Origin of the sequence: Actinopolyspora xinjiangensis (assembly GCF_900104475.1) — a bacterium.
Lineage (GTDB): Bacteria > Actinomycetota > Actinomycetes > Mycobacteriales > Pseudonocardiaceae > Actinopolyspora > Actinopolyspora xinjiangensis.
This window is the reverse complement of sequence record NZ_FNJR01000007.1, coordinates 1-19,043: the sequence shown is the minus strand read 5'-3', so window position 1 is coordinate 19,043 and position 19,043 is coordinate 1. Positions and strand designations below refer to the sequence as shown.

The window sequence follows — 19,043 nt, the reverse complement described above, 5'->3', positions numbered from 1 at the left end:
GAACCGGAGCGGTTCGCGAAAATCACTCACAGGAGGACCGGAAACCAGTATGACCTCGTTGAACGTGCCGGATGCCGCCGTCAACCCCGACACCAGCGGACTCGGTGAGATCGACCGTTCCGGCGCACGCGTCGACGCCGCGGACAAAGCGATGATCAACTCGCGTGCCGACGTCAACCAGCTGCTGCCGCTGAAGTACGGCTGGGCCTGGGACAAGTACCTGGCCGGGTGCGACAACCACTGGATGCCCACCGAGGTGTCCATGCAGGCCGACATCGCGCTCTGGAAATCCCCGGACGGGCTCACCGACGACGAGAGGTTGATGCTCAAGCGCAACCTCGGTTTCTTCGCCACGGCCGAGTCCCTGGTGGCCAACAACGTGGTGCTGGCGGTGTACCGGCACATCACCAATCCGGAGTGCAGGCAGTACCTGCTCCGCCAAGCCTTCGAGGAGGCGGTGCACACCCACACCTTCCAGTACATCTGCGAGAGCCTGGGACTCGACGAGGGCGAGCTGTTCAACATGTACCGCGAGATACCGTCCATATCGGACAAGGACTCGTGGGCGCTGGGCTACACCAGGAACCTGGAGAACCCCGACTTCGCCACCGGAACACCCGAGGCCGACCAGGCTTTCCTGCGCGATCTCGTGGCGTTCTACGTGATCTTCGAGGGGATGTGGTTCTACACCGGCTTCGCGCAGATCCTCTCGCTGGGACGCCGGAACAAGATGGTCGGCATCGCCGAGCAGTACCAGTACATCCTGCGGGACGAGTCGATCCACCTCAACTTCGGAATCGACTGCATCAACCAGATCAAGCTCGAGAATCCCTGGCTGTGGACGACGGAGTTCCAGGAGGAGGTGCGGACGATGCTGACCGAGGCCTGCGAGCTCGAGGTGGCCTACGGTCGCGAGACCATGCCCCGGGGGATGCTCGGCCTCAACGCGGAACTGTGCGCCGAGTACATGCACTTCATCACCAACCGCCGCTGCGCCCAGCTCGGCCTCGAACCGGTGTTCGCCGAGACGGAGAACCCGTTCCCCTGGATGTCGGAGGCGATGGACCTGAAGAAGGAGAAGAACTTCTTCGAGACCCGGGTGACCGAGTACCGGTCCGGGGCGGCGCTGGAGTGGGACTGAGCGGAACGGCCCCGTGAGCCCCGCGAGGCTCGGACCGCCGGGCTGATGGGTACCGGCGGTCCGAGGCGGTTCGCGCTCAGCAGTCGTCGAGCATACTCGACAGGGCGTTCTTCTCGGCAGAGTCGACGCTGAGTCCCCAAACGTGTTTCACGTTGATCCAGCTACGCGCGTATACGCAGTGGTATCCGGTGTTCGAGGGTCGCCAGGCGGCCGGGTCGTCGTCGCTCTTGGCCATGTTGGAGGTGCCGGAGACCGCGATCAGCTGCTGGGTGCTCAGATCGTTGGCGAAGTCCTCGCGTTTCGCGTCGCTCCATCCGGCGGTGCCGGAGCGCCAGGACTCGGCGAGCGGGACCACGTGATCGATGTGCACCTCGCCGGGGTCGCTCACCCACCGCTGGTCGTAGACACTGTACCAGCTTCCGGAGTCCGGATAGCAGTCCGGTCCGACGGAGACCCCACTGCCGTCGCGTTTCAGCACGGTCTCCCGGGTGTCGCAGGTACCCGTCCGGTTCGACCAGTGGGGGAACCTGTCCCGGTCGTAGCCACTCATGGAGCCCTCGGCGCGCACCGCGAGCTCGGACAGTTGCTGTCGTGCTGTCGCCGCGCCGGGCGGGTCGGGTGGGTAGGCGGCGGCGGTTCCCACCGAGGCGAGAACCAGTGCCACGGCGGATGACGTGGTGGTCAAAGCGATCGCGAGACGTCGCACGGCCGTTCTCCTCACGTGCTGGGGTGAGACGACCTCCGCAGCGTGACAAGCGAGGGACAACACCGGTCGAGATCGCGGTGAAGAGCCGATGATTTCGAGGGGCCTTCCGCGGTTAACCCGACGGCCGGGTCTCCGGACATCGGAAAACCCTTCGGCGGACGCGTTCTCGCCCCCGCGCGCCGCTCGCGCCACCGCGTCGGCGAGACAGCGCCCGCCGGACTCCTCGGGCATCCGCCGTCCCCGGTCCGGGGCCGCGCTGCGAAGCCGCTGAACCAGTGCGACCCCCTCATCCCTCCGGCACTCGGCGCGGCCACGAAGCCGCCGGAGGACACCGGCCGCATCCTCCGGCAGCTCGCCTCAGCCCGTTCCAGCCCGGCCGCGCCGCGGTCGCAGCACCGCCGAGAGGACCACAGCCACGATCAGGACCGAGTAGATGCCCACCGCGAAGGGACCGGCGAACAGCACGCCCACATCCCCCTGGCTCATCGCCATGGCCCGGCGCAGCGAGGTCTCCGCGAGCGGCCCCAGGATCACGCCGATCAGCACCGGCGCGACCGGGAAACCGTAGCGGCGCAGCAGGAAGCCGAGCGCTCCCACCACGTAGAGCAGCAGCACGTCGAACAGCGCGGACCTCGCGGTGTAGACCCCGACGGTGGCGAACACGACGATCCCGGCGTAGAGGTAGTTGCGCGGTATCCGCAGCAGCTTCGCCCACACCGGAGCGAACGGCAGGTTCAGCACCAGCAGCATGACGCTGCCGATGAACAGGCTCGCCAGCAGTGCCCAGACCAGGTCGGACTCCTGGGTGAACAGCAGGGGCCCCGGACGCATCCCGTACTGCTGGAAGGCGCCGAGCATGATCGCGGCGGTGGCCGAGGTGGGAAGTCCCAACCCCAGCAGCGGCACCAGCGAGGTGGCCGTGGTCGCGTTGTTGGCCGCCTCCGGGCCCGCCACGCCCTCGATGGCGCCCCGTCCGAACTCGTCGTCCCCACGACGTCCGGCCAGGGCCTTCTCCGCCCCGTAGGACAGGAACGTCGGGATCTCAGCGCCGCCGGCGGGGATCACGCCGAACGGCACGCCCAGCGCGGTGCCGCGCAGCCACGGCCGCCAGGAACGTCCCAGGTCACGCCTGTTCAGCCACGGCCTGCCGGAGGCCACCGTCTCGGTGGCGGGGCTGCGCCGCGCCCGCGAGGCCACGTACAGCACCTCGCCGATCGCCAGCAGCCCCACCGTCACCACGACGATGCTGATCCCGTCCAGCAGCTGGGGGGTTCCCAACGTGAAGCGCACCGCCCCGCTCTGCTCGTCGATGCCCACCATCGCCAGGGCCAGGCCGACTCCCAGGCCACTCAGGCCGCGCAGCACGTCACCGGCCACCACGGCCGAGGTCGCCAGGAAGGCCAGCACGGTCAACGCGAAGTACTCCGGCGGGCCGAACCCGACGGCGAGCTCGACCATCAGCGGCGAGAAGAACACCACGAGCGTGACGGCCACGACGCTGGACAGGAAGGAACCGAGCACGGCGGTGGCCAGTGCCTGCGGTGCCCTGCGGTTCCTGGCCATCAGGAACCCCTCGAACGCCGTGGCCATCGAGGAGCTCTGCCCCGGCGTGTTCAACAGGATGGCGGTGGTGGCACCGCCGAACTGGCCTCCGAAGTAGACCCCGGCGAACATGATGAAGGCCCCGGCGGGGTCCAGGCGGAAGGTGACCGGCACCAGCAGCGCGATCGCCATGGCGGTGCCGAGCCCGGGCAGCACGCCCACGACCGTTCCCAGCACCACACCGGCCAGGCACAGCAGCAGGTTGACCGGGGTGAGGGCGGCGCCGAAGCCGTCCAGCAGCAACGACAGTGTTTCCATCACAGCACCTCCAGCAGCAGTCCGGAGGGCAGCGACAGTCCCAGCCCGGCCGAGAACGCCAGCTGCACGGCCGAGGACACGATCACCGATATCCCCAGGTCACGCAGTCTGTGCTCGCTGCCCAGCGCGCAGGAGACGCCCCAGAACAGCAGCGCTCCCGCCACGATCCACCCGGCGGTGCGCAGCAGTGCCAGGTGAGCCACCAGGGTCGCCGCGGTCAGCAGCAACGGTTTCCATTCGCTGCCCGAGCCGGTGGCGCCGGCGGGTTCCTCGGTCGCCGCGTCGGCCGTCCCGGTGCGGTGCCCGGCGAGCGCCACCCGCACGGCCAGCGAGATCCCCAGCACCACCAGCAGCGCTCCCACCACGGCGGGGAAGAAGCGGGGACCCAGGAAGCTCACCGAGGACGGCACGTCCATGCTCGCGGTCCGGACCAGCAGGAAACCGCCGATGGAACCGACCAGCATCCCCACCAGCAGTTCACCGCGCCCGGTCCAGAACGAGGTGGATTCGCCCTCTTCGCCTCGCTGCCGCGAGGCGTTTCCTCGCACGAATGTGGTCATGACAGGCCCAGCTCCTCGCTGATTCTCTTGATGCGTGCGGTCTCGGACTCGAGGAAGCTCCGGAACTCGGCTCCGGTCTGGAAGGTGTCCTCCCAGCCGTTGCGTTCCACGGCACCGCGCCACTGCTCGGTGTCGTGCACCCGCGTGACGATCTTTTCCAGCTCCGCGCGCTGCTCGGCGGACAGTCCGGGCGGGGCCACCACCCCGCGCCAGTTCGCCAGCGTGGCGTCCACGCCCTGCTCGACGAAGGTCGGGACGTCGATCCCGTCGAGCGGTTGCTCGGCGGAGACGCCGAGCGCGCGGAGTTCGCCTGCCGCTATCTGCCCGGCGAACTCCGCGTAGCTGGAGACTCCGGCGTCGAGGCCGCCGTCGAGCAGACCGGTGACCACCTCGCCGCCGCCCGAGTAGGCGATGTAGTTGAGCTCGGAGGTCGGCACTCCGGCGGCACGCGAGAGCATCCCGGCGAACAGGTGGTCGGTACCGCCCGCGGAACCACCGCCGACCGCGATCGAACGCGGCGCCCGCCGCCAGGCGGACATGAGGTCCCGCACCGTCCGGAACCGCGAGTCCTTCGGCACCACCACGACCTCGTAGTCGTCCGCCAACCGCGCGATCGGGGTGACGCCGTCCAGCGTGGTGCGGGAGTCGGTGGTCTGGATGGCGCCGGTCATCACGGCCCCGCTCATCATCAGCTTGTTGCCGCTGCCGGCCTGGTTCGCCAGCCGGGACAGCCCGATGGTGCCGCCCGCCCCCGGCACGTTGAGCACCTCGGTCGTCCGTGAGAGGTCGTGCGCGTCCACCGCGCTCTGGAGCTCCCTGGCCACGGTGTCCCAGCCACCGCCGGGATCGGCGGGTGCGATCAACCGCAGTTTGTCCCGGGGGTCGGTTCCACCGGAGGCCTTCGTGTGGGCGTCGGCCAGCCCGGCCCCCACGACGACCACGCCCAGGACCGCGGCGGTCAGGCGGAGGATCAGTCGTCCTGTCATGGTCCTTCCCTGCGAGAGTCCGGATTCTTCGACACGATTCCCAACCCACTGCTCCCCGGTTCGGGCGGCGGAACCGGTTGAGGTGTTCGCCGTGACGCCGTGAGGTGAACAGCACGTCGCGAGTCGTGGATCACAGGGTGTGTGCCTCCCCCGTCCGTGGGGAATGTGGTGTTCATAAACGCGGTACTGGTCGTTGTGGTCACGGCGGTCGCGGGGTCGTCGCAGCGCACATCGGCACTGTGGTTTCCGGGGACGTTGCGCTGCCGTTACGGTCGGACGGTCATCGACCGTGGGAGGGATGGACGTCATCGCCGAGGGCAACACCACGCGGAGCCGAGGCCCGGCGCGCCGTTGGCCGCTGGCGGGGCAGTTCTTCGCGCTGCAGCTGGTGCTCGTCGTGCTCGCGCTCGTCGCCAGTGGACTGTTCTGGTGGCGGAACACCCGTGCCGAGCTCGACGAGCAGTACGCGCAGCGCGTGCTGGCGATCGCAGAGTCGGTGGCCACGCTGCGCACGGTGCGCGAGGCCTTCGACGACCCGCACCCGGAGAACACCATCGCGCCGCTGGCCGAGCGGATACGCCGCGCCACCGGTGCCTCGTTCATCGTCGTCGCGAACCGGCGGCAGATCCGCTACTCACACCCCGACCCCGAGCGAATCGGTCACCGACTGTCCACCGACGCCGCCCCGGCGCTGGCGGGCGACGTCTGGACCGGCGTCCAGACCGGAACCACCGGGCGATCCATGCGCGCCAAGGTGCCCGTGCTCGACGAGGCGGGGAAGGTTATCGGCGTGGTCTCCGTCGGGGTGCCCGTCTCCACGGTCAGCCAGGAAGTGGCCCAGAGCCTTCCCGAACTGCTGGGAACCGTGCTGACCCTGGTGGTGCTGGGTTCGCTCGGCACCTACCTCGTCTTCCGGCGGATGCGCAGGCAGACCTTCGGCATGGCCGCCGACGAGATCGGCAGGTTGGTCGAGCACCGGGTGGCCATGCTGCACGCGCTCAAGGAGGGAGTTGTGGCCTTCGACCCGTCGGAAAGGATCACCCTGGTCAACGACGAGGCCCACCGGTTGCTCGGCCTGCCCCCGGACGCGGAGGGGAGACGCCTCGACGAGCTCGAACTGCCGGAACGGCTGCACGAGGTGCTGGCGGGGCAGGCCGACGGCACCGACCAGATCGTGCTGCGGCGGGGGCGCGTGCTGGCCCTGAACCGGATGCCGATCCGACCGGACGGCATCGGGGGAGGTTCGGTGGTGACCCTGCGCGACCGCACCCAGCTCGACCAGCTGGCCCAGGAACTCGACGGCGCGCGTACCACCACCGACGCCCTGCGCGCCCAGGCGCACGAGTTCTCCAACCGGATACACACCATCGCCGGTCTGCTGGAACTCGGTGAGTACGAGCAGGCACGCACCTTCGTCGACGAGCTCAGCGCCTCGCACGGGCGGTTCACCGAGGACCTCACCACGCGGGTGCGCGACGCCGCCGTCGCCGCCCTGCTGCTGGCCAAGTCCGCCGCGGCCACCGAGCGGGGTGCCGAGTTCGTGCTCGGCACCGACACCGACCTCGACGCGCTGCCGTCCACCACCGCCAGGGACGATCTGATCCTGGTGGTCGGCAATCTCATCGACAACGCGCTGGAGTCGCTGGAAGCGGGCACCGGCAGGGTGCGGGTCTCGCTGTGCTCGGTCACCGAGAACGGAACCGCCGCCACACGTGTCGAGGTCGGCGACTCCGGAGTCGGGATAGCGCCCGAGCTGGTCGACGAGGTGTTCCGGGCCGGTTTCACGACCAAGGTGGCCCAGCAGGGAGGTCCCTGCGGCCTGGGGCTGGCGCTGGTACGGCAGACCTGCCGGAACCGGGGCGGCTGGGTCCGTGCCGACAATGACGGAGGTGCGGTGTTCACCGCGCTGCTGCCGACGGTGGCAGAGCCCATCGAGGAAGCGGAACCGGCCGGGTTGCCCGGCCCCGATCGACAGCCCAGCTCGTGGAGTCGCCGATGATCCGAGTGCTCGTGGTCGACGACGACGTGCGGGTGGCGGACAACCACCGCAAGCTCGTCGGGAGCATGGACGGTTTCGAGGCCGTCGGGGTGGCCCACACCGCGCGGGAAGCGCTGGCGCTGAGCGAACGGCTGCTCCCGGATCTGGTGCTGCTGGACCTGTACCTGCCGGACGAGTCCGGGGTGCGGGTGCTGCAGCGGTTGCGGGGCAACGCCCGGCCACTCGACGTGCTGGTGATCACAGCGGTGCGGGACGTGGAGACGGTCAGGGCGGCCATGCAGGGTGGCGCGGTGCACTACCTGCTCAAACCCTTTCCGTTCCGCGAACTGCGGCAGCGGTTGAACGGCTATGCCGAGGCCAAGAGCGAGCTGGACGCGGTCGACGAGGCGGAGCAGGCCGATGTGGACAGGGTCTACGGCATGCTGCGTCCAGCCGAACCCCACACCGTGCCCGAAGAGCTCCCCAAGGGGCTCTCGACGGTCACCGCCCGGCTGGTGCTCGACACGCTGCGCTCTGCGGGGACCGACCTCTCCGCCTCCGAGGTCGCCAACAGCGCGGGGCTGTCCCGGGTCAGCGCCCGCCGCTACCTCGACCACTTCGCCAACACCGGCGGAATCACGCTGCACCTGCGGTACGGTTCGGCGGGCCGACCCGAACACCGCTACCGGTGGGCGGGCGGGCGCGGCTTCTCGTGATCAGCGGGCGTTTCCGGACGTGGTCACGCGGGAACCGATCCGCTCTGCCAGGATCGTCGTCATGACAGTGTCCTGCCTGAGCCCGCGCCGCCTCGTCGGAGTCCCCGAGCTGTTCACGGCCGCGGGCGCGGACGCCTACACCCGCATGACCGTCACCGAAGACGTGGTCGGTTACGCGACGGACGAGGCCGTCGCCTGGTTCACGGGTGTTCCGTGGCAGCCCGGTTCGGTCTCGCTGCGCGGTCGGGCGCACGCGGCCATCGACCTGCTCGAGTGGCTCCGGGCGGAGGAACCGCTCGGTCCCGGGGCCCCGGTGCGGCTCCCGCTGCTGCCCGACGCCGAGCTCGAGCGGCTGCCGGTGCACCGGGAGGAGGACTGGTACTTCCTCGCCACCGAGCGAGCTCCCCGAAAGCGGCGCGGTGAGTCCGATGTGGAGGTGCTACCGAGCGGGGAGAGCGAGCGGATCGAGCGGTTGCTGCGGGACGGGCACCCGGCCACCTCGGCCGAACCCCGCGCCACGGGAATCCGCCGGTGGTTCGGCATCCGCGAGGGAGAGCGGCTCGTCGCGTGCGGAGCCGACCGCAGCGTCAACGGCGTCGGTTTCCTGGTCAAGATCACCGTCGATCCCGCATACGGCGGTCGTGGTCTGGGAAGTGCCCTGACAGCCGCGATGACCCGCGCGCTGCTGGCGGAGTTCGGCGAGGTCGCGCTCGGAGTGACCGTGGACAACGCGCGGGCGATCGGGCTCTACGAGCGGCTCGGCTACCGCGAGGTCGCCGATGTCAGTTCGGTACGGCTCACCGGATGAGCAAGCTCACTGGATGAGCAGTGGTGGGAGCGCTCGTTCCCCACGCCCGAACACGCCGGGCTCGGCGACGGGCGGGGCCGGTCACGGGCCGGAGGGGGCGTGGGAACAGCGGTGGATCGCCCACGCGCTGCTGCGGGAAGATGGTTGGCCGCTGCTACGGCGGCCGGGGCGTTGTCTCGGCGGGCGGTGGGACATCCGCGGCGGAATCGTGGAAGCGGGGGAGATCCCGGCGGTGGCGGCACGTCGGGAGGTACGGGAGGAGACCGGGTTGCGCGTCGAGATCGGCGCGGTCGTCGTGCCACACGAACGAGGACACCGAGAGGCGCCGCATCCGGTTCCACACCGTGACGTTCCACGCGGTGGAGACTGACCCGGACGCGCCGGTGGTGCTGTCCCCGAGGAGCACGATCGGTACGGCTGGTTCGGCCCGGAGGCGGCACTGGCGCTGAACCCGGTCCGGCACGTGCGGCGGACGTTTTCGGAACCCGCGGCCTCCGAGGGATGAGGCCAGCGGAGTGCTTCGCTCAGAACAGCCTGCCAGCCACTTCGGCGGATGGCTCCTCCAGCCGAAGCAGGAAGCGCTTGCGGTCCAGCCCTCCGCCGAAGCCGGTCAGGCTGCCGTCGGCGCCGATCACGCGGTGGCAGGGCACGATCACCGATATCGGGTTGCGGCCGGTCGCGGTGCCCACGGCCCTGGACAGCCCGGGGCCGCCCAGCCGACGGGCGAGTTCGCCGTAGCTGCGCGTCTCGCCGTAGTCGATCTCGGCGATCAGCTCCCAGACCCGCTGCTCGAACTCGTCGCCGTGCGGGGCCAGCGGAAGGTCGAACCGGGTTCGCTCGCCCGCGAAGTACTCGTCCAGCTGGAGCCTCGTGTCCGGGAAATCCTCGTCGATCCTCGGTCCGAGCGTGACGGCGAGGCTCCCGTCCTCCCGTCCGGTGAAGTAGAGCCCGACCAAGTGGTCGTCCTCGGCCACGGCGGTCAGGTCACCGACCGGCGAGGCGATCACCGTGTGTCTCGTGCTCATGCCGTGGTCCTCGAAGCAGTGCGGGCGGGTGCGTGTAGCACGAGTCTATCCGTATCGGGAGGGCGCGTTCCCGGTTTCGTGGTCGTCCGGGTGGAGCGGCCTGTGAACGGGCTTCCGGAACGGGACGACTCGCGAAGAACCTGGTCAGCGGCGCACCGCTTCCCGTGGGCGTGTGATGTTCTCTCACGCGTCCGGTGGATTCAAAAAACTCGACGAGACATATATACCGGTTAACGATATATACTGTACGCGTGTCACGCCGAGCCATGTCCGAGCAGACTTTCCTGGTGCTGACCGTGCTGGCAGAGGGAGCCTTGCACGGCTACGGGATCGTGCGGGCGGTGGGCGAACTCTCCCGACAACGGGTGGTGTTACGCGTGGGAACCCTGTACGGGGTGCTCGACCGGTTGTGCGCCGACGGACTCGTGGAACTCGACAGCGAGCAGGTCCACAACGGACGGTTGCGGCGCTACTACCGCATCACGGACGAAGGACTGACCACACTGGCCGGCGAGACCGCTCGCCGCTCGGAGGCGGTGCGGGCGGCCACCGACCGGTTGCGGGTCCGCGGGCTGCTTCCCGGGTCGGGTGGTACGGCATGACCAGGCTCGAACAGCGCTACCGACACCTGCTGCGGCTGCTGCCCGCCTGGTACCGCTCCGACCGCGAGGAGGAGATGGTGGCCGTATTCCTGCTCGACGACGCAGCGAGGCAGAGTGCGTACGGCGACGACGAGCAGGACGACGAGGATCTGCGTGGTGAGTACGGCTGGCCCGACTGGCGGGAGGTCGTCGCCGTGGCGGGGCTCGCGGTTCGTACCCGCTTCGGCGGAGTCGGTGCCCCGCGTGCGGCTCGTGCGTGGGGTGACACCGTTCGCACCGTCGCACTGCTCGGGCTGCTCGTGCGCGCTGTGCTGGCACTGGCCTCCCTGGCCGGTCTGGCCTACGTTCAGCTTCGGGGCGGCGCGGCGTTCGGCGGGCCGAGCGTGCTGGTGCGCCCGACCGGCGGCCACATCGCCCTGAGCCTGCTGCCGAACCTGGTGTGGGTGCCCGCGTACCTGTTGCTCGTGCTGGGGAAACGTCGTTCCGGTCGGTGCTGCGCGGTCGTGGCCTCGCTGCCTTCGTTAACCTCGGTGATCTCCACGGTCACCGAGGGCACGACCATGTTCGTCACCGCTGTACTGATCGAGCTCGGAGTTTGGCTGCCCGTCACCTGCGTGCTCCTCGGGTTCCATCGTGACGCCCCCGCCCCGTCACGGAGGCCGTGGTCGCTCGCGCTGCCGGTAGCGGTTCTCGGCTGTCTCCTGTTCGTAGTGGTGGGCCGAATCGACCCGACGGTGGTGGTTGCCGGGCCCCTCATCTGGGGAATGCTGGGTGCCGCCGTGGCGACCCTGGTCGTGCGAGGGCGCCGTCCGAGGCTGATCACGAACTCCTGGTCGGTCGCGCTGGCCGTGATCGGTGTGCTGTCCCTGCTGGCGTACGTGGCGCCGCTCGTGGCATTCGGCCTGCCGGACGGTGTGTCCGCGCTTTTCCTGGTGCTGCCGCAGGCGGCACTGCTCGTCCTCGTGGTCGTTCTGGTGTTCACCGTTGTCCGATCACCTCGCGGGGGCGGTTCGGCCGCACTCGGGGTGGCGGAGCACTGATCGCGGCCGCGTAGCTGACAGGACGGTCGAGACACGGGCGCCGACGCGGGTGGAGTCGAGCTCGGCGCGGCCCGTCAGCTCGGCGACGGTAACGACCTCGACGCCGTCGCGCGGCAGCCGGATGACGGAGGCAGACCGCGAAGTGCGGACGGACCCGCGTCTTTCCCGCCCGAACCGGCACAGCGGACCGATCCGGGCGCGGTGGCGGTCTCGCGGACGACGGTGTTGACGCCGCGCACGGACAACCACCCACCCCGGCGGTTCCCCACAGCGCCGACGCCGGGGTCAGTCCAGACGTGCGTTCAGCCAGGCGCGCCGGTTCGGTACCACCCGTGCTGGACAAGGACGGGAAGATCCCCCGCCAGGCAGCGTTTTCCGAGCGGGGCGGGGTGGGGCAGCGATTGCGACGACGTCCCGCGACCGCCCCGCCTCGTCCTCTCCGAACCCTCCTGCGGTGGGATCGGGGAATCGTCGACGCGGTCTCCGGGGCGCGACACCGTCACTGCGCGCGGAAGAAGGTCGTGACAGCCGCCAGGTGGGCCCTCCGGCGGCTGTCACGACCTTCGCGCGCGGGGGGGGGGGGGGGGGGGGGGGGGCAGTCAGGGACTATCCGCCGTCCGAACCCGACGTCGATGGACGCCAGTATCGCGTCCCCACCGCGAAAGTCACGGTGAGGCACGCGAGCACCCCGAGGGTCCAGAAGCCGTCCTGCTCACCCGAGCGGAACAGCGACGGGATGTACAACATCAGCACGGCGGCCGAGACGGCCATCCCGGCCAGGCTGACCACGAATAGCCACGTCTGCTTCATCACCCTCACCTTAACCGAAGCAGCTGGCGACGGCGGTCACCGACGCGCTGCCGACGGTTGCGTAGGCGCCGATGCAAGCGACGCACACCGCCGTACCCACTCCAGGAGTCGAGCACGCACCCGTGCAGGCACTCACGATGAGATACCCGGTGGCGCCGCTCACGCCGAGTACCGCCGCGACGCAGGCAGCCGTGCTTCCGACCCCCATCGCGGCCATGGGGTCGGAACTATCGGCGCCGTTGTTGGCCTGCTGCCGCAGCTCGGCGTCCGTCATGAACGGCAGATCCGTGTCCTCGCTGTTCACGAGAACGCCGTCCGTGTAACTCGTAATGTTGAAGTTTCCGACTTCGTTCTCACTGACGAGCGTCTCACTGTACTGGACGATGTCGCCGCTCGTGTCGAAGAGAACCGTGAGGTTACTGATCAGGCTGTATTCCCCGCCGACAGGAATCGTCACCGAAGTGGAATCGCTGTTCTCAGCGTCCACTGCGTAAACCTTGGCTTGGCCCCGGGAAAGCGCGTTCCGCGGAGTCTGGACGGAGATCTCGCCGTTTTTCACGGCCTCGAAGGCCGCGCTCGTCAACTCACGCGTCTCATGGCCGTCGACCAGGGTCATCTCGGTCGTCGAACCCGCCGAGGGGCCCTGGGGTGAGCAGGTTCCATTCGTATCGGGAGCAGCCGTGGCGGCAGGCCGCTGGGCCTCCTGCGGTGCCGCCACGGTGGGTGTCGGCGTCATCCCTCCCACCGCGAGTGCCAGGGCCAGAGGAGCGACTGCCATCACCGGCTTGCGAAACTTCGTCGTCGTTAAGATATGGCTCTCCACGTTCTCAAACTGTGTATCGTTGCCTGTGGAAACTCCGGACGCCGTCGAGTGTCGGATAATGCGGGACGTCCGGAAACGTCGGCGCCACGGGTCGGCGTCGCGTCACGAAGCACGCGTATTACGCGCGGACACGGTCTTAGCGTGGCCTTGAGCATTGTGACGCGAGCGCGAACCCGTGAAAAATCGTCGCACGATGACCAGCACGATGCTCTACTACGAACAGATGAAAAGCCACAACACCAAAAAGCGGCTTTTCATAACGAATGTGGATTAGCTGTAACAGACCCACTGACCGCTGTCCGGCGGGGTGTGGCCGGAACGCGTCCGGAACCAGTCACGAGTGGCCCCGAAGGACAGTGTTCGCATGGTCATACGGCGAGAGCGGCACATCCCCGGTGCTCACCGTCTCGGAACTGTTCTGCTTCAGTCACGAGGGCTGAGTTCGGGACGAGGTGACCAGTCGGCCGAGACTCAACGCGCTCCCGACTCCCGGGTCCGCTCGCGGCACAGCCGTACGTACGGGGACGCCACCCCTTCCTCGGGTTGTCGCCTTTTCCCGGCTTGTTCATGGGGGCCGGCTCGTTCACGGGGGCATGGTGGTGGGGTGTGGTGAGGTGCTGGTCGTCGGTGTCGCACACGATGAGTTCGCAGGCGAGGATGTCGGGACCGCATCGAGCATCGAGTCCACTTCGGCCGGTTCGTTCCCCGGTTCTGTCAGTCGCACGAGCCTGTTCCCTGGCCGCACCCGGACCTGGCCGGACCCGGGAAGGGGGCTTCTCGCCCGTGTGCCGGGCAGGTCGCGCCGCTTGGAAGCACGGTCCGGTGCTGTCGGTCCGCGAGTGTCCGGCTGGACTGGACTTGCCTCTCTGGCTTCAGGAAGGGCAGATAGTGGTCGGCAGGCCGTCGGGAAGCCCATCGCGTTCGTTCTTGGTGAGGTCACGGCCGAGGACGGCACAGAGGTGCCGCTTCCACAGGGCGGGGTCGAGGCGGACCAGTTCAAGCCGGCCTCCGCCGGACACGGGCGTGCGTAGCAGCGCCTTGCCGTCCCTGGTCCCCGCCACGAAGCCCTGCTTTTCCTCGAACTCGTACGTCTCCCGGTCCCCGGGGTCGTCCGCCTTCAGGAAGCGTACGGAACTGTTGTTGGCCAGGAAGAATCCGGATCCCTCGAGGGTGCCTGCCGCCCATCGGTTCGGGTTCAGCGGTCCGAGCGGGCCCACCGCTCTCGTTGCCGGCTGCCCGGACTGTACCGACCACAGCTCCACCATGCCGCCCGTGGTCTTCACGGCCACATAGCGCGGGTCCTCCAGGAACACGGCCACGTTGAGGTCATCGCCGAGGCGGAGGCGAAGTTCCTTGTTCTCTTTGCCTGTTCGCAGGTTGACGGCATGGACGTCCGGTTCGCGGGACACCGTGACCCCCACATACCCCGGCTCGGGGTGGCTGCCCACGAAGTAGGTCGGCTGATCCCGCGTGGTGAGTTGCAGGTCACGCAGGTCGATCGGCTGCGACAGGCGGCGGCCTTCGCGGGCGTCCCAGTGCTCGACGCGCGTGCCGGAGAGCGTCACGAGCCGGTCGTCGCCGAGGAAGTGGAATCGCAGCAGCTCTGGTTTCCCGCCTTCGCCGACGGGCGGTTCCGCCGTGGTGAACTCGGCAACCTTGTGGAGCGAGGGCAGTGCACGGACGGTGATCCGGTTCCGGTCCGCCACATCCGCCACCAGAGTCTCGGCGTGGTTGACCTGGATTTCCTGATTCGCGTCCGGAGGCGTTTCGGCATTGCTGTCGACCTCGGCAATGATCCGCTCCTCGCCTTCCGTCTCCATGACGCGCAGGCTTCTGCCGTCTTCGCCCATGCGGACCACCATCCTGCTTCCGTCGCCGAGCAGCTTTGGAGGGCTGTAGGCGGTGCCACCGTGAGACCTCAGCAGCGCCGACCCGGTCACCCCCGTGTCCTCGTCCATGGTGACGATGACGGGCTCGTGCGGGGTACCCAGGAGAGGCAGATGGGAGCCGTCATCGACGTCGGGACCGAAGAAGGGCTGGGGCTTCTTGTCATTGCGCGTATCGACGAGGTCCCATTCTCCCACTCCCACGCGCGGGACCGCGAAGTGTTCGCCCGTTTCGTCGACGGTGGTTTCCGAGCAGGAAATGTCGCTCCCCCGCTGGTAGCGGCGCAGTGTCTGTCCGTCCGACACGTCTATGGCCTCGTAGCGCGCCACTCGCTCGTTGTCCGCCCCGGGCCCGTCCCGGCAGACGATCACTACACTGCCGTCCCCCGACACTTCGGTAGCCGACGAATTGGTTTCCTTCGCCAGTGTGCGCAGCGTCCCCTCAGTGATATCGACTGTCACCACCGAGTCCTCCAGCGTCTCCGGTCCGGTGCTGCGCCGGGCCACCAACGTGTTCTCGTCTGCTCCGAACCACACCTCACGGAGGCCCGAGATCTGCTTGGGCAGCATCCGAAGCTCGCCTGTCTCCAGGTTCCACACCCGCACCGGGTGCTGCGACGACGCCCAGTTCCCTTCGGTCGACACCCCGACCAATCGGCGGGCGTCCGGGGAGAAGTCCATGATCTTGTGCTGGCCCCACTGCGTGCCGGTCGTATAGTGCTTGATCTGGCCACTGCGGAGTAGGTGCGCTGGTCCCACCAGCTTCTTTGCCGAGGGCGCCACGTCGTGCCATACCACCACCCCGTCCGCCTCGCGCAGATAGGCGATCCGCCGTCCGTCCCGGCTGACCACTGGAGACAGAACATTGTGGGCGAGGCGGAGTTGCTCCTGTCTGATCCTGCCCTTGGCCGTGCGCACGAACAGGGTCGCGCGGCCGCCCGTGCTCGTTGCCAGCGTCACCCGGCCGTCGGCGCTCATGTCCGATGCCTGGATCGGCCCTTCCGCTCCTGACAGCACCCACGCCGCGTCCTTGAGTTCCAGGTACCGGCGCATCAGCGCGCTTCGCGCTTCCTGTGTTGGCGCGATCTCGTATGCGGCGAGCGCGGTCAGGGCGGCCTGCCCAGGGTTGCTGCTCGTCAGCTCGTCCGATTGCACGGCAAGCGTCCGCGATTTTCCCTCCGCCTCTCGCTGTGCGCTCACCCGTGACTCCTGCACGAGGGATATGCCCAGCATGGCGATCAGCGCCACGACCACGGTCACCGCGACCCAGCCCGCACGCACCTGGACCCGCCGCGTCCGCTGGCGCCGACGCGCCAGCGCGAGGAAGTCCCGCTGCTCCTCGGTCAGGTCCGCCTCGCGGTCCCGCAGCCTCGCTTCCACGGCCGCGAGTTGGAGGGATCTGGGCAGCAGGTCGGCCGGGCGGTCCGCCTTCCGCCACCGTTCCAGGTCGTGCTGCACCTCCGCCCGCACCGCGAGGAAGTCGGCGTTGGCCCGGACCAGCTCTGCCAGGTCGGGCCATGCCGTGATCAGCGCTTCGTGGGTCAGCTCCGCGGTCTCCGGCCGACCATCGCCTCCGTACAGGACCAGCAGGCGTCTTTCTTGGCCGGCCAGTGCCTGCGCCAGGCGCCAGCGTCGTTCCCCGGCCTCTTCGCGTGTCAGTGCGCGCCGCAGCGGAGCCTCGCTGCCTGGCAGCACCCGCACCAGCCCAGTCAACAGCCGTCGTGCCTCGGCCTCCTCCTCAGGCGGAACGCACTCTTTCCACACCTCCTCCGCATGCCGCCGCAGCGCACCTGATACCCCGCCGATGGCCTCGTACGTCGAAGCCCGCAACCGTCCCGAGGCCTTGTTTTCCCACAGCTGCGTCAGGACGAAGCTCAGCAGCGGCAGAATCCCCGGTTCACCGCGCGCGTCGTCCAGGATGCGCCGGTCGAGCCCAGGGTCGTAGTCGACTGTCGGAATGTGCTTGATCGGTTCGGTGATCACCGCGTGCAGCTGGTTCCGGGTCATGGGTGTGAGCGGAAGTGTCACCCCGCGCTTCAGCGCGGGTCCCAGGTGCGCGTCGCTCAGTGCGGCGTCCATGAAGTCGGCGCGCAGGGTGACGAGGACCTGCGGATCGGCTGGCTGCTGTTTGGGGAACAAGAGTCCGATGGCCTCGGCGAGCCGCTGTTCCGGATGGTTCAGCAGTGCTTCGGCCTGGTCGAGTACGACCAGCAACCGTGCCGCGGGCTCCCCTGTCACCCGGTGGAAGGCGTCCGCGAGTCCCAATTCGCTCAACCACTGGTCTACTCGGTCGGCGCTCCGCACGCGCGGTGGGCCGTACTGCCCCGATCGCACGCTCTCGAACAGTTCGGTGGCGAGCGCGGCACGCAGGGAGGCGAAGCGTGTGGCGTCCACCCGCAGAATGCGGTAGCCGTCCTGCCTCATCCTCGGCACCACACCGGCCAGCGCGAGCGACGACTTGCCGCAGCCCGACGGCCCGTACACCGTCACGGTGGGATGATCGCCCCGCAAGGTGGTGATCACTCGCTCGATGTCGTCGTCCCGACCGAAGAAGACATCAGCGTCGCCCTCCTGAAAAGCGGACAGACCCCGAAATGGCGTTGCCGGGCTCACGAATGGGGCGAGTTCGGGTACTTCTCGCAGCAGTGTTCTCGTTCGCAGGGCGAACGCTTGCTGGACCTCACGCACTGGCTGGGCCGCCACCATCATGCCCACGGCGGCACCCAGCTCGTTGTCCCAGACCGGGCTGCCACTGAAGCCCCCCTGAACGACCACGGCCTCACTGTCGGTCCGCGAGAGCTGTATCCAGCCCTGACCGGTGGGACCGAGAAACCTGCCGCTTTGCCAGATTCCATCCGGGTTGTCGTCGGTGAAGCCCACGGCGCGCGTGTTGTGGTCCCACACGCCGGACTCCGGGTCGATCATGGGGAGAGGCCGGGAGCCGGAAATCGGGTTCCGCAACCGTAGCACGGCGATGTCGCCGGTCTGGTCCGGTCTGATCGGTATCCAGTGCCGGACCTCGGCACTGTAGTCGCTCCCGTCCACGCCGTCGGCGTTGTTGGCCAGAGGCACGTCCACCGTGACCTCGGCGCCTGCCTCAACCGTGTCCTGCCGGGGCCGGTCCAGCGCGTCTGAGACCACATGGGCGCAGGTCAGCACCAGGTCCGAAGCGATCAGGAAGCCTGCGCCGCCGATCGCACCATCCGACCCTTTGACTCGGACGACCGCTGAAACCAGTACCGGCTCCGCCTCCTCGCCATCCCGCTCCTGAGCCTCCGTCACTGAGACCTCCTACCCCGTTGCGAGCCTCGAGCGGCTCAACTCACCTGCACAGTATTCTCGTCGGCATCTCCCGAAACACTCCTGTTCCAGGTCAGACTCACGGAGAAATTGGCTTCCGTCGCGGTGCTGGCAATGACCACGTCAGCCTCGGCCGACAACGAAACTCCGAACTCCAGCGTGATCTCGTCCGGCGCGTTCGCAAGCCCGCTGAATCGCCCCACAAAGCTCTCCGCCATGGGGCGTATAGTGTCCAACATCTGCCCGAACGACCGTTCGGCCCGTGCTATGGAGCGCCCTCCTCGGCCCGCCCGGACGAGCGTTTCGTCCACCTCCCGGATTTGGACACGAACCGCCTGGCCGTTGTTGTCACTCAGCGGAACTTCCACCGTGTGGACAGGGCGGTCGCTCATAACTCTCCTCCAACCATTCGGGATTCAGAGAGCGTAGCAACGCCCGATGGCCGAGAGGTCAGTTTTCTGAGAACTTCGAGCGCCAGGATGCGGTTTCGACTGATCCAAGATCCCGTAGCTGTCTGCTACTCGTCGGACCTGGCCGTGACCACGCGGATGGTCCAGCCGGCCGCAAGATCGATGACTCGCCACCACGTCCGGTCGAAGTGTGCGACGCCCCGGCACCGCGCCCGCTGATCATCTGACTGACAGGGAGCGTTGTCACAGTACCGAGGAAGCGGTGAGGAAGGGAGGAGAAGTGACGTTCCTGATCGATTCGAGGTAGCGGTCCAGCAGCTGTTCGACGGTGGCGTTCGTGCGCGGGTTGCGGCGCTCGTCGACCTGGTTGAGCAGCCGGGTCCGCACCCGCT

General features: G+C 68.5%; 16 protein-coding genes. 7 read left to right on the top strand and 9 right to left on the bottom strand.

All coding sequences use genetic code 11. The features are described 5' to 3' along the window. Window positions 1-49: 49 nt before the first annotated feature. Window positions 50-1,141, top strand: a complete 1,092-nt coding sequence (locus tag BLQ75_RS11860) for a ribonucleotide-diphosphate reductase subunit beta (protein WP_092601647.1) — start codon at window positions 50-52, stop codon at window positions 1,139-1,141. 76 nt (window positions 1,142-1,217) lie between these two features. Here the strand turns inward: BLQ75_RS11860 and BLQ75_RS11855 are convergent, their stop codons facing one another. From BLQ75_RS11855 to BLQ75_RS11840, 4 genes are all read right to left on the bottom strand, one after another. Continuing rightward, window positions 1,218-1,847, bottom strand: a complete 630-nt coding sequence (locus BLQ75_RS11855) for an HNH endonuclease family protein (protein WP_092601645.1) — start codon at window positions 1,845-1,847, stop codon at window positions 1,218-1,220. 357 nt (window positions 1,848-2,204) lie between these two features. Next, complete coding sequence (locus BLQ75_RS11850; protein WP_092601643.1) at window positions 2,205-3,707, bottom strand: tripartite tricarboxylate transporter permease; 1,503 nt, start codon at window positions 3,705-3,707, stop codon at window positions 2,205-2,207. Further along, window positions 3,707-4,267, bottom strand: coding sequence for a tripartite tricarboxylate transporter TctB family protein (locus BLQ75_RS11845; RefSeq protein WP_092601641.1), 561 nt, complete (start codon window positions 4,265-4,267; stop codon window positions 3,707-3,709). Before BLQ75_RS11845 ends, BLQ75_RS11850 begins: the two co-directional genes overlap by 1 nt. Next, window positions 4,264-5,253, bottom strand: coding sequence for a Bug family tripartite tricarboxylate transporter substrate binding protein (locus BLQ75_RS11840; protein ID WP_092601639.1), 990 nt, complete (start codon window positions 5,251-5,253; stop codon window positions 4,264-4,266). Before BLQ75_RS11840 ends, BLQ75_RS11845 begins: the two co-directional genes overlap by 4 nt. 298 nt (window positions 5,254-5,551) lie before the next feature. Between BLQ75_RS11840 and BLQ75_RS11835 the strand changes: the two genes are divergently transcribed. From BLQ75_RS11835 to BLQ75_RS11820, 4 genes are all read left to right on the top strand, one after another. Further along, window positions 5,552-7,252: an ATP-binding protein gene (locus tag BLQ75_RS11835; protein WP_092601637.1), complete on the top strand. Its 1,701-nt coding sequence runs from the start codon at window positions 5,552-5,554 to the stop codon at window positions 7,250-7,252. Continuing rightward, on the top strand, window positions 7,249-7,947 hold the full coding sequence (locus BLQ75_RS11830) for a response regulator (protein ID WP_092601993.1): 699 nt from the start codon (window positions 7,249-7,251) through the stop codon (window positions 7,945-7,947). Before BLQ75_RS11835 ends, BLQ75_RS11830 begins: the two co-directional genes overlap by 4 nt. 61 nt (window positions 7,948-8,008) lie before the next feature. After that, complete coding sequence (locus BLQ75_RS11825) at window positions 8,009-8,755, top strand: GNAT family N-acetyltransferase (RefSeq protein WP_211481328.1); 747 nt, start codon at window positions 8,009-8,011, stop codon at window positions 8,753-8,755. A gap of 13 nt (window positions 8,756-8,768) precedes the next feature. Then, window positions 8,769-9,125 carry an NUDIX hydrolase gene (locus BLQ75_RS11820; protein WP_092601636.1) on the top strand — a complete coding sequence of 119 codons (357 nt, stop codon included), beginning with the start codon at window positions 8,769-8,771 and terminating at the stop codon, window positions 9,123-9,125. Window positions 9,126-9,279: 154 nt separating this feature from the next. On the opposite strand, the gene BLQ75_RS11815 is transcribed toward BLQ75_RS11820, so the two are convergent. Further along, on the bottom strand, window positions 9,280-9,780 hold the full coding sequence (locus BLQ75_RS11815; protein ID WP_092601634.1) for a methylated-DNA--[protein]-cysteine S-methyltransferase: 501 nt from the start codon (window positions 9,778-9,780) through the stop codon (window positions 9,280-9,282). A gap of 251 nt (window positions 9,781-10,031) precedes the next feature. Here BLQ75_RS11815 and BLQ75_RS11810 point away from each other — a divergent pair, with 251 nt between their 5' ends. Together BLQ75_RS11810 and BLQ75_RS11805 are read left to right on the top strand one after the other, a co-directional pair. Then, complete coding sequence (locus tag BLQ75_RS11810) at window positions 10,032-10,382, top strand: PadR family transcriptional regulator (RefSeq protein WP_211481327.1); 351 nt, start codon at window positions 10,032-10,034, stop codon at window positions 10,380-10,382. Continuing rightward, window positions 10,379-11,422 (top strand): hypothetical protein, encoded by a 1,044-nt coding sequence (locus BLQ75_RS11805; protein ID WP_092601630.1) that lies wholly within the window; start codon window positions 10,379-10,381, stop codon window positions 11,420-11,422. The genes BLQ75_RS11810 and BLQ75_RS11805 overlap by 4 nt, the downstream gene beginning before the upstream one ends. A 606-nt stretch (window positions 11,423-12,028) precedes the next feature. On the opposite strand, the gene BLQ75_RS11800 is transcribed toward BLQ75_RS11805, so the two are convergent. The 4 genes from BLQ75_RS11800 to BLQ75_RS11785 all read right to left on the bottom strand — a co-directional run bounded on the left by BLQ75_RS11800 (window position 12,029) and on the right by BLQ75_RS11785 (window position 18,633). Beyond that, window positions 12,029-12,232, bottom strand: a complete 204-nt coding sequence (locus tag BLQ75_RS11800) for a hypothetical protein (protein ID WP_092601989.1) — start codon at window positions 12,230-12,232, stop codon at window positions 12,029-12,031. A 10-nt stretch (window positions 12,233-12,242) separates the two neighbouring features. Further along, window positions 12,243-13,055 (bottom strand): hypothetical protein, encoded by an 813-nt coding sequence (locus BLQ75_RS11795; protein WP_139182961.1) that lies wholly within the window; start codon window positions 13,053-13,055, stop codon window positions 12,243-12,245. A gap of 872 nt (window positions 13,056-13,927) precedes the next feature. Further along, window positions 13,928-18,223 carry an nSTAND1 domain-containing NTPase gene (locus BLQ75_RS11790; protein WP_092601626.1) on the bottom strand — a complete coding sequence of 1,432 codons (4,296 nt, stop codon included), beginning with the start codon at window positions 18,221-18,223 and terminating at the stop codon, window positions 13,928-13,930. A 35-nt stretch (window positions 18,224-18,258) separates the two neighbouring features. After that, the gene (locus tag BLQ75_RS11785) at window positions 18,259-18,633 is read right to left on the bottom strand and encodes a CU044_2847 family protein (protein ID WP_092601624.1); all 375 of its coding nucleotides are present in this window, start codon (window positions 18,631-18,633) and stop codon (window positions 18,259-18,261) included. Window positions 18,634-19,043 lie beyond the last annotated feature (410 nt).

What these genes read in the sequence shown, in the direction of transcription:
- BLQ75_RS11800 (WP_092601989.1), bottom strand. Translation starts at nt 12,232, where the DNA reads ATGAAGCAGACGTGGCTATTCGTGGTCAGCCTGGCCGGGATGGCCGTC.
- BLQ75_RS11835 (WP_092601637.1), top strand. Translation starts at nt 5,552, where the DNA reads ATGGACGTCATCGCCGAGGGCAACACCACGCGGAGCCGAGGCCCGGCG.
- BLQ75_RS11805 (WP_092601630.1), top strand. Translation starts at nt 10,379, where the DNA reads ATGACCAGGCTCGAACAGCGCTACCGACACCTGCTGCGGCTGCTGCCC.
- BLQ75_RS11830 (WP_092601993.1), top strand. Translation starts at nt 7,249, where the DNA reads ATGATCCGAGTGCTCGTGGTCGACGACGACGTGCGGGTGGCGGACAAC.
- BLQ75_RS11785 (WP_092601624.1), bottom strand. Translation starts at nt 18,633, where the DNA reads ATGAGCGACCGCCCTGTCCACACGGTGGAAGTTCCGCTGAGTGACAAC.
- BLQ75_RS11860 (WP_092601647.1), top strand. Translation starts at nt 50, where the DNA reads ATGACCTCGTTGAACGTGCCGGATGCCGCCGTCAACCCCGACACCAGC.
- BLQ75_RS11825 (WP_211481328.1), top strand. Translation starts at nt 8,009, where the DNA reads ATGACAGTGTCCTGCCTGAGCCCGCGCCGCCTCGTCGGAGTCCCCGAG.
- BLQ75_RS11850 (WP_092601643.1), bottom strand. Translation starts at nt 3,707, where the DNA reads ATGGAAACACTGTCGTTGCTGCTGGACGGCTTCGGCGCCGCCCTCACC.
- BLQ75_RS11820 (WP_092601636.1), top strand. Translation starts at nt 8,769, where the DNA reads ATGAGCAGTGGTGGGAGCGCTCGTTCCCCACGCCCGAACACGCCGGGC.
- BLQ75_RS11815 (WP_092601634.1), bottom strand. Translation starts at nt 9,780, where the DNA reads ATGAGCACGAGACACACGGTGATCGCCTCGCCGGTCGGTGACCTGACC.
- BLQ75_RS11840 (WP_092601639.1), bottom strand. Translation starts at nt 5,253, where the DNA reads ATGACAGGACGACTGATCCTCCGCCTGACCGCCGCGGTCCTGGGCGTG.
- BLQ75_RS11845 (WP_092601641.1), bottom strand. Translation starts at nt 4,267, where the DNA reads ATGACCACATTCGTGCGAGGAAACGCCTCGCGGCAGCGAGGCGAAGAG.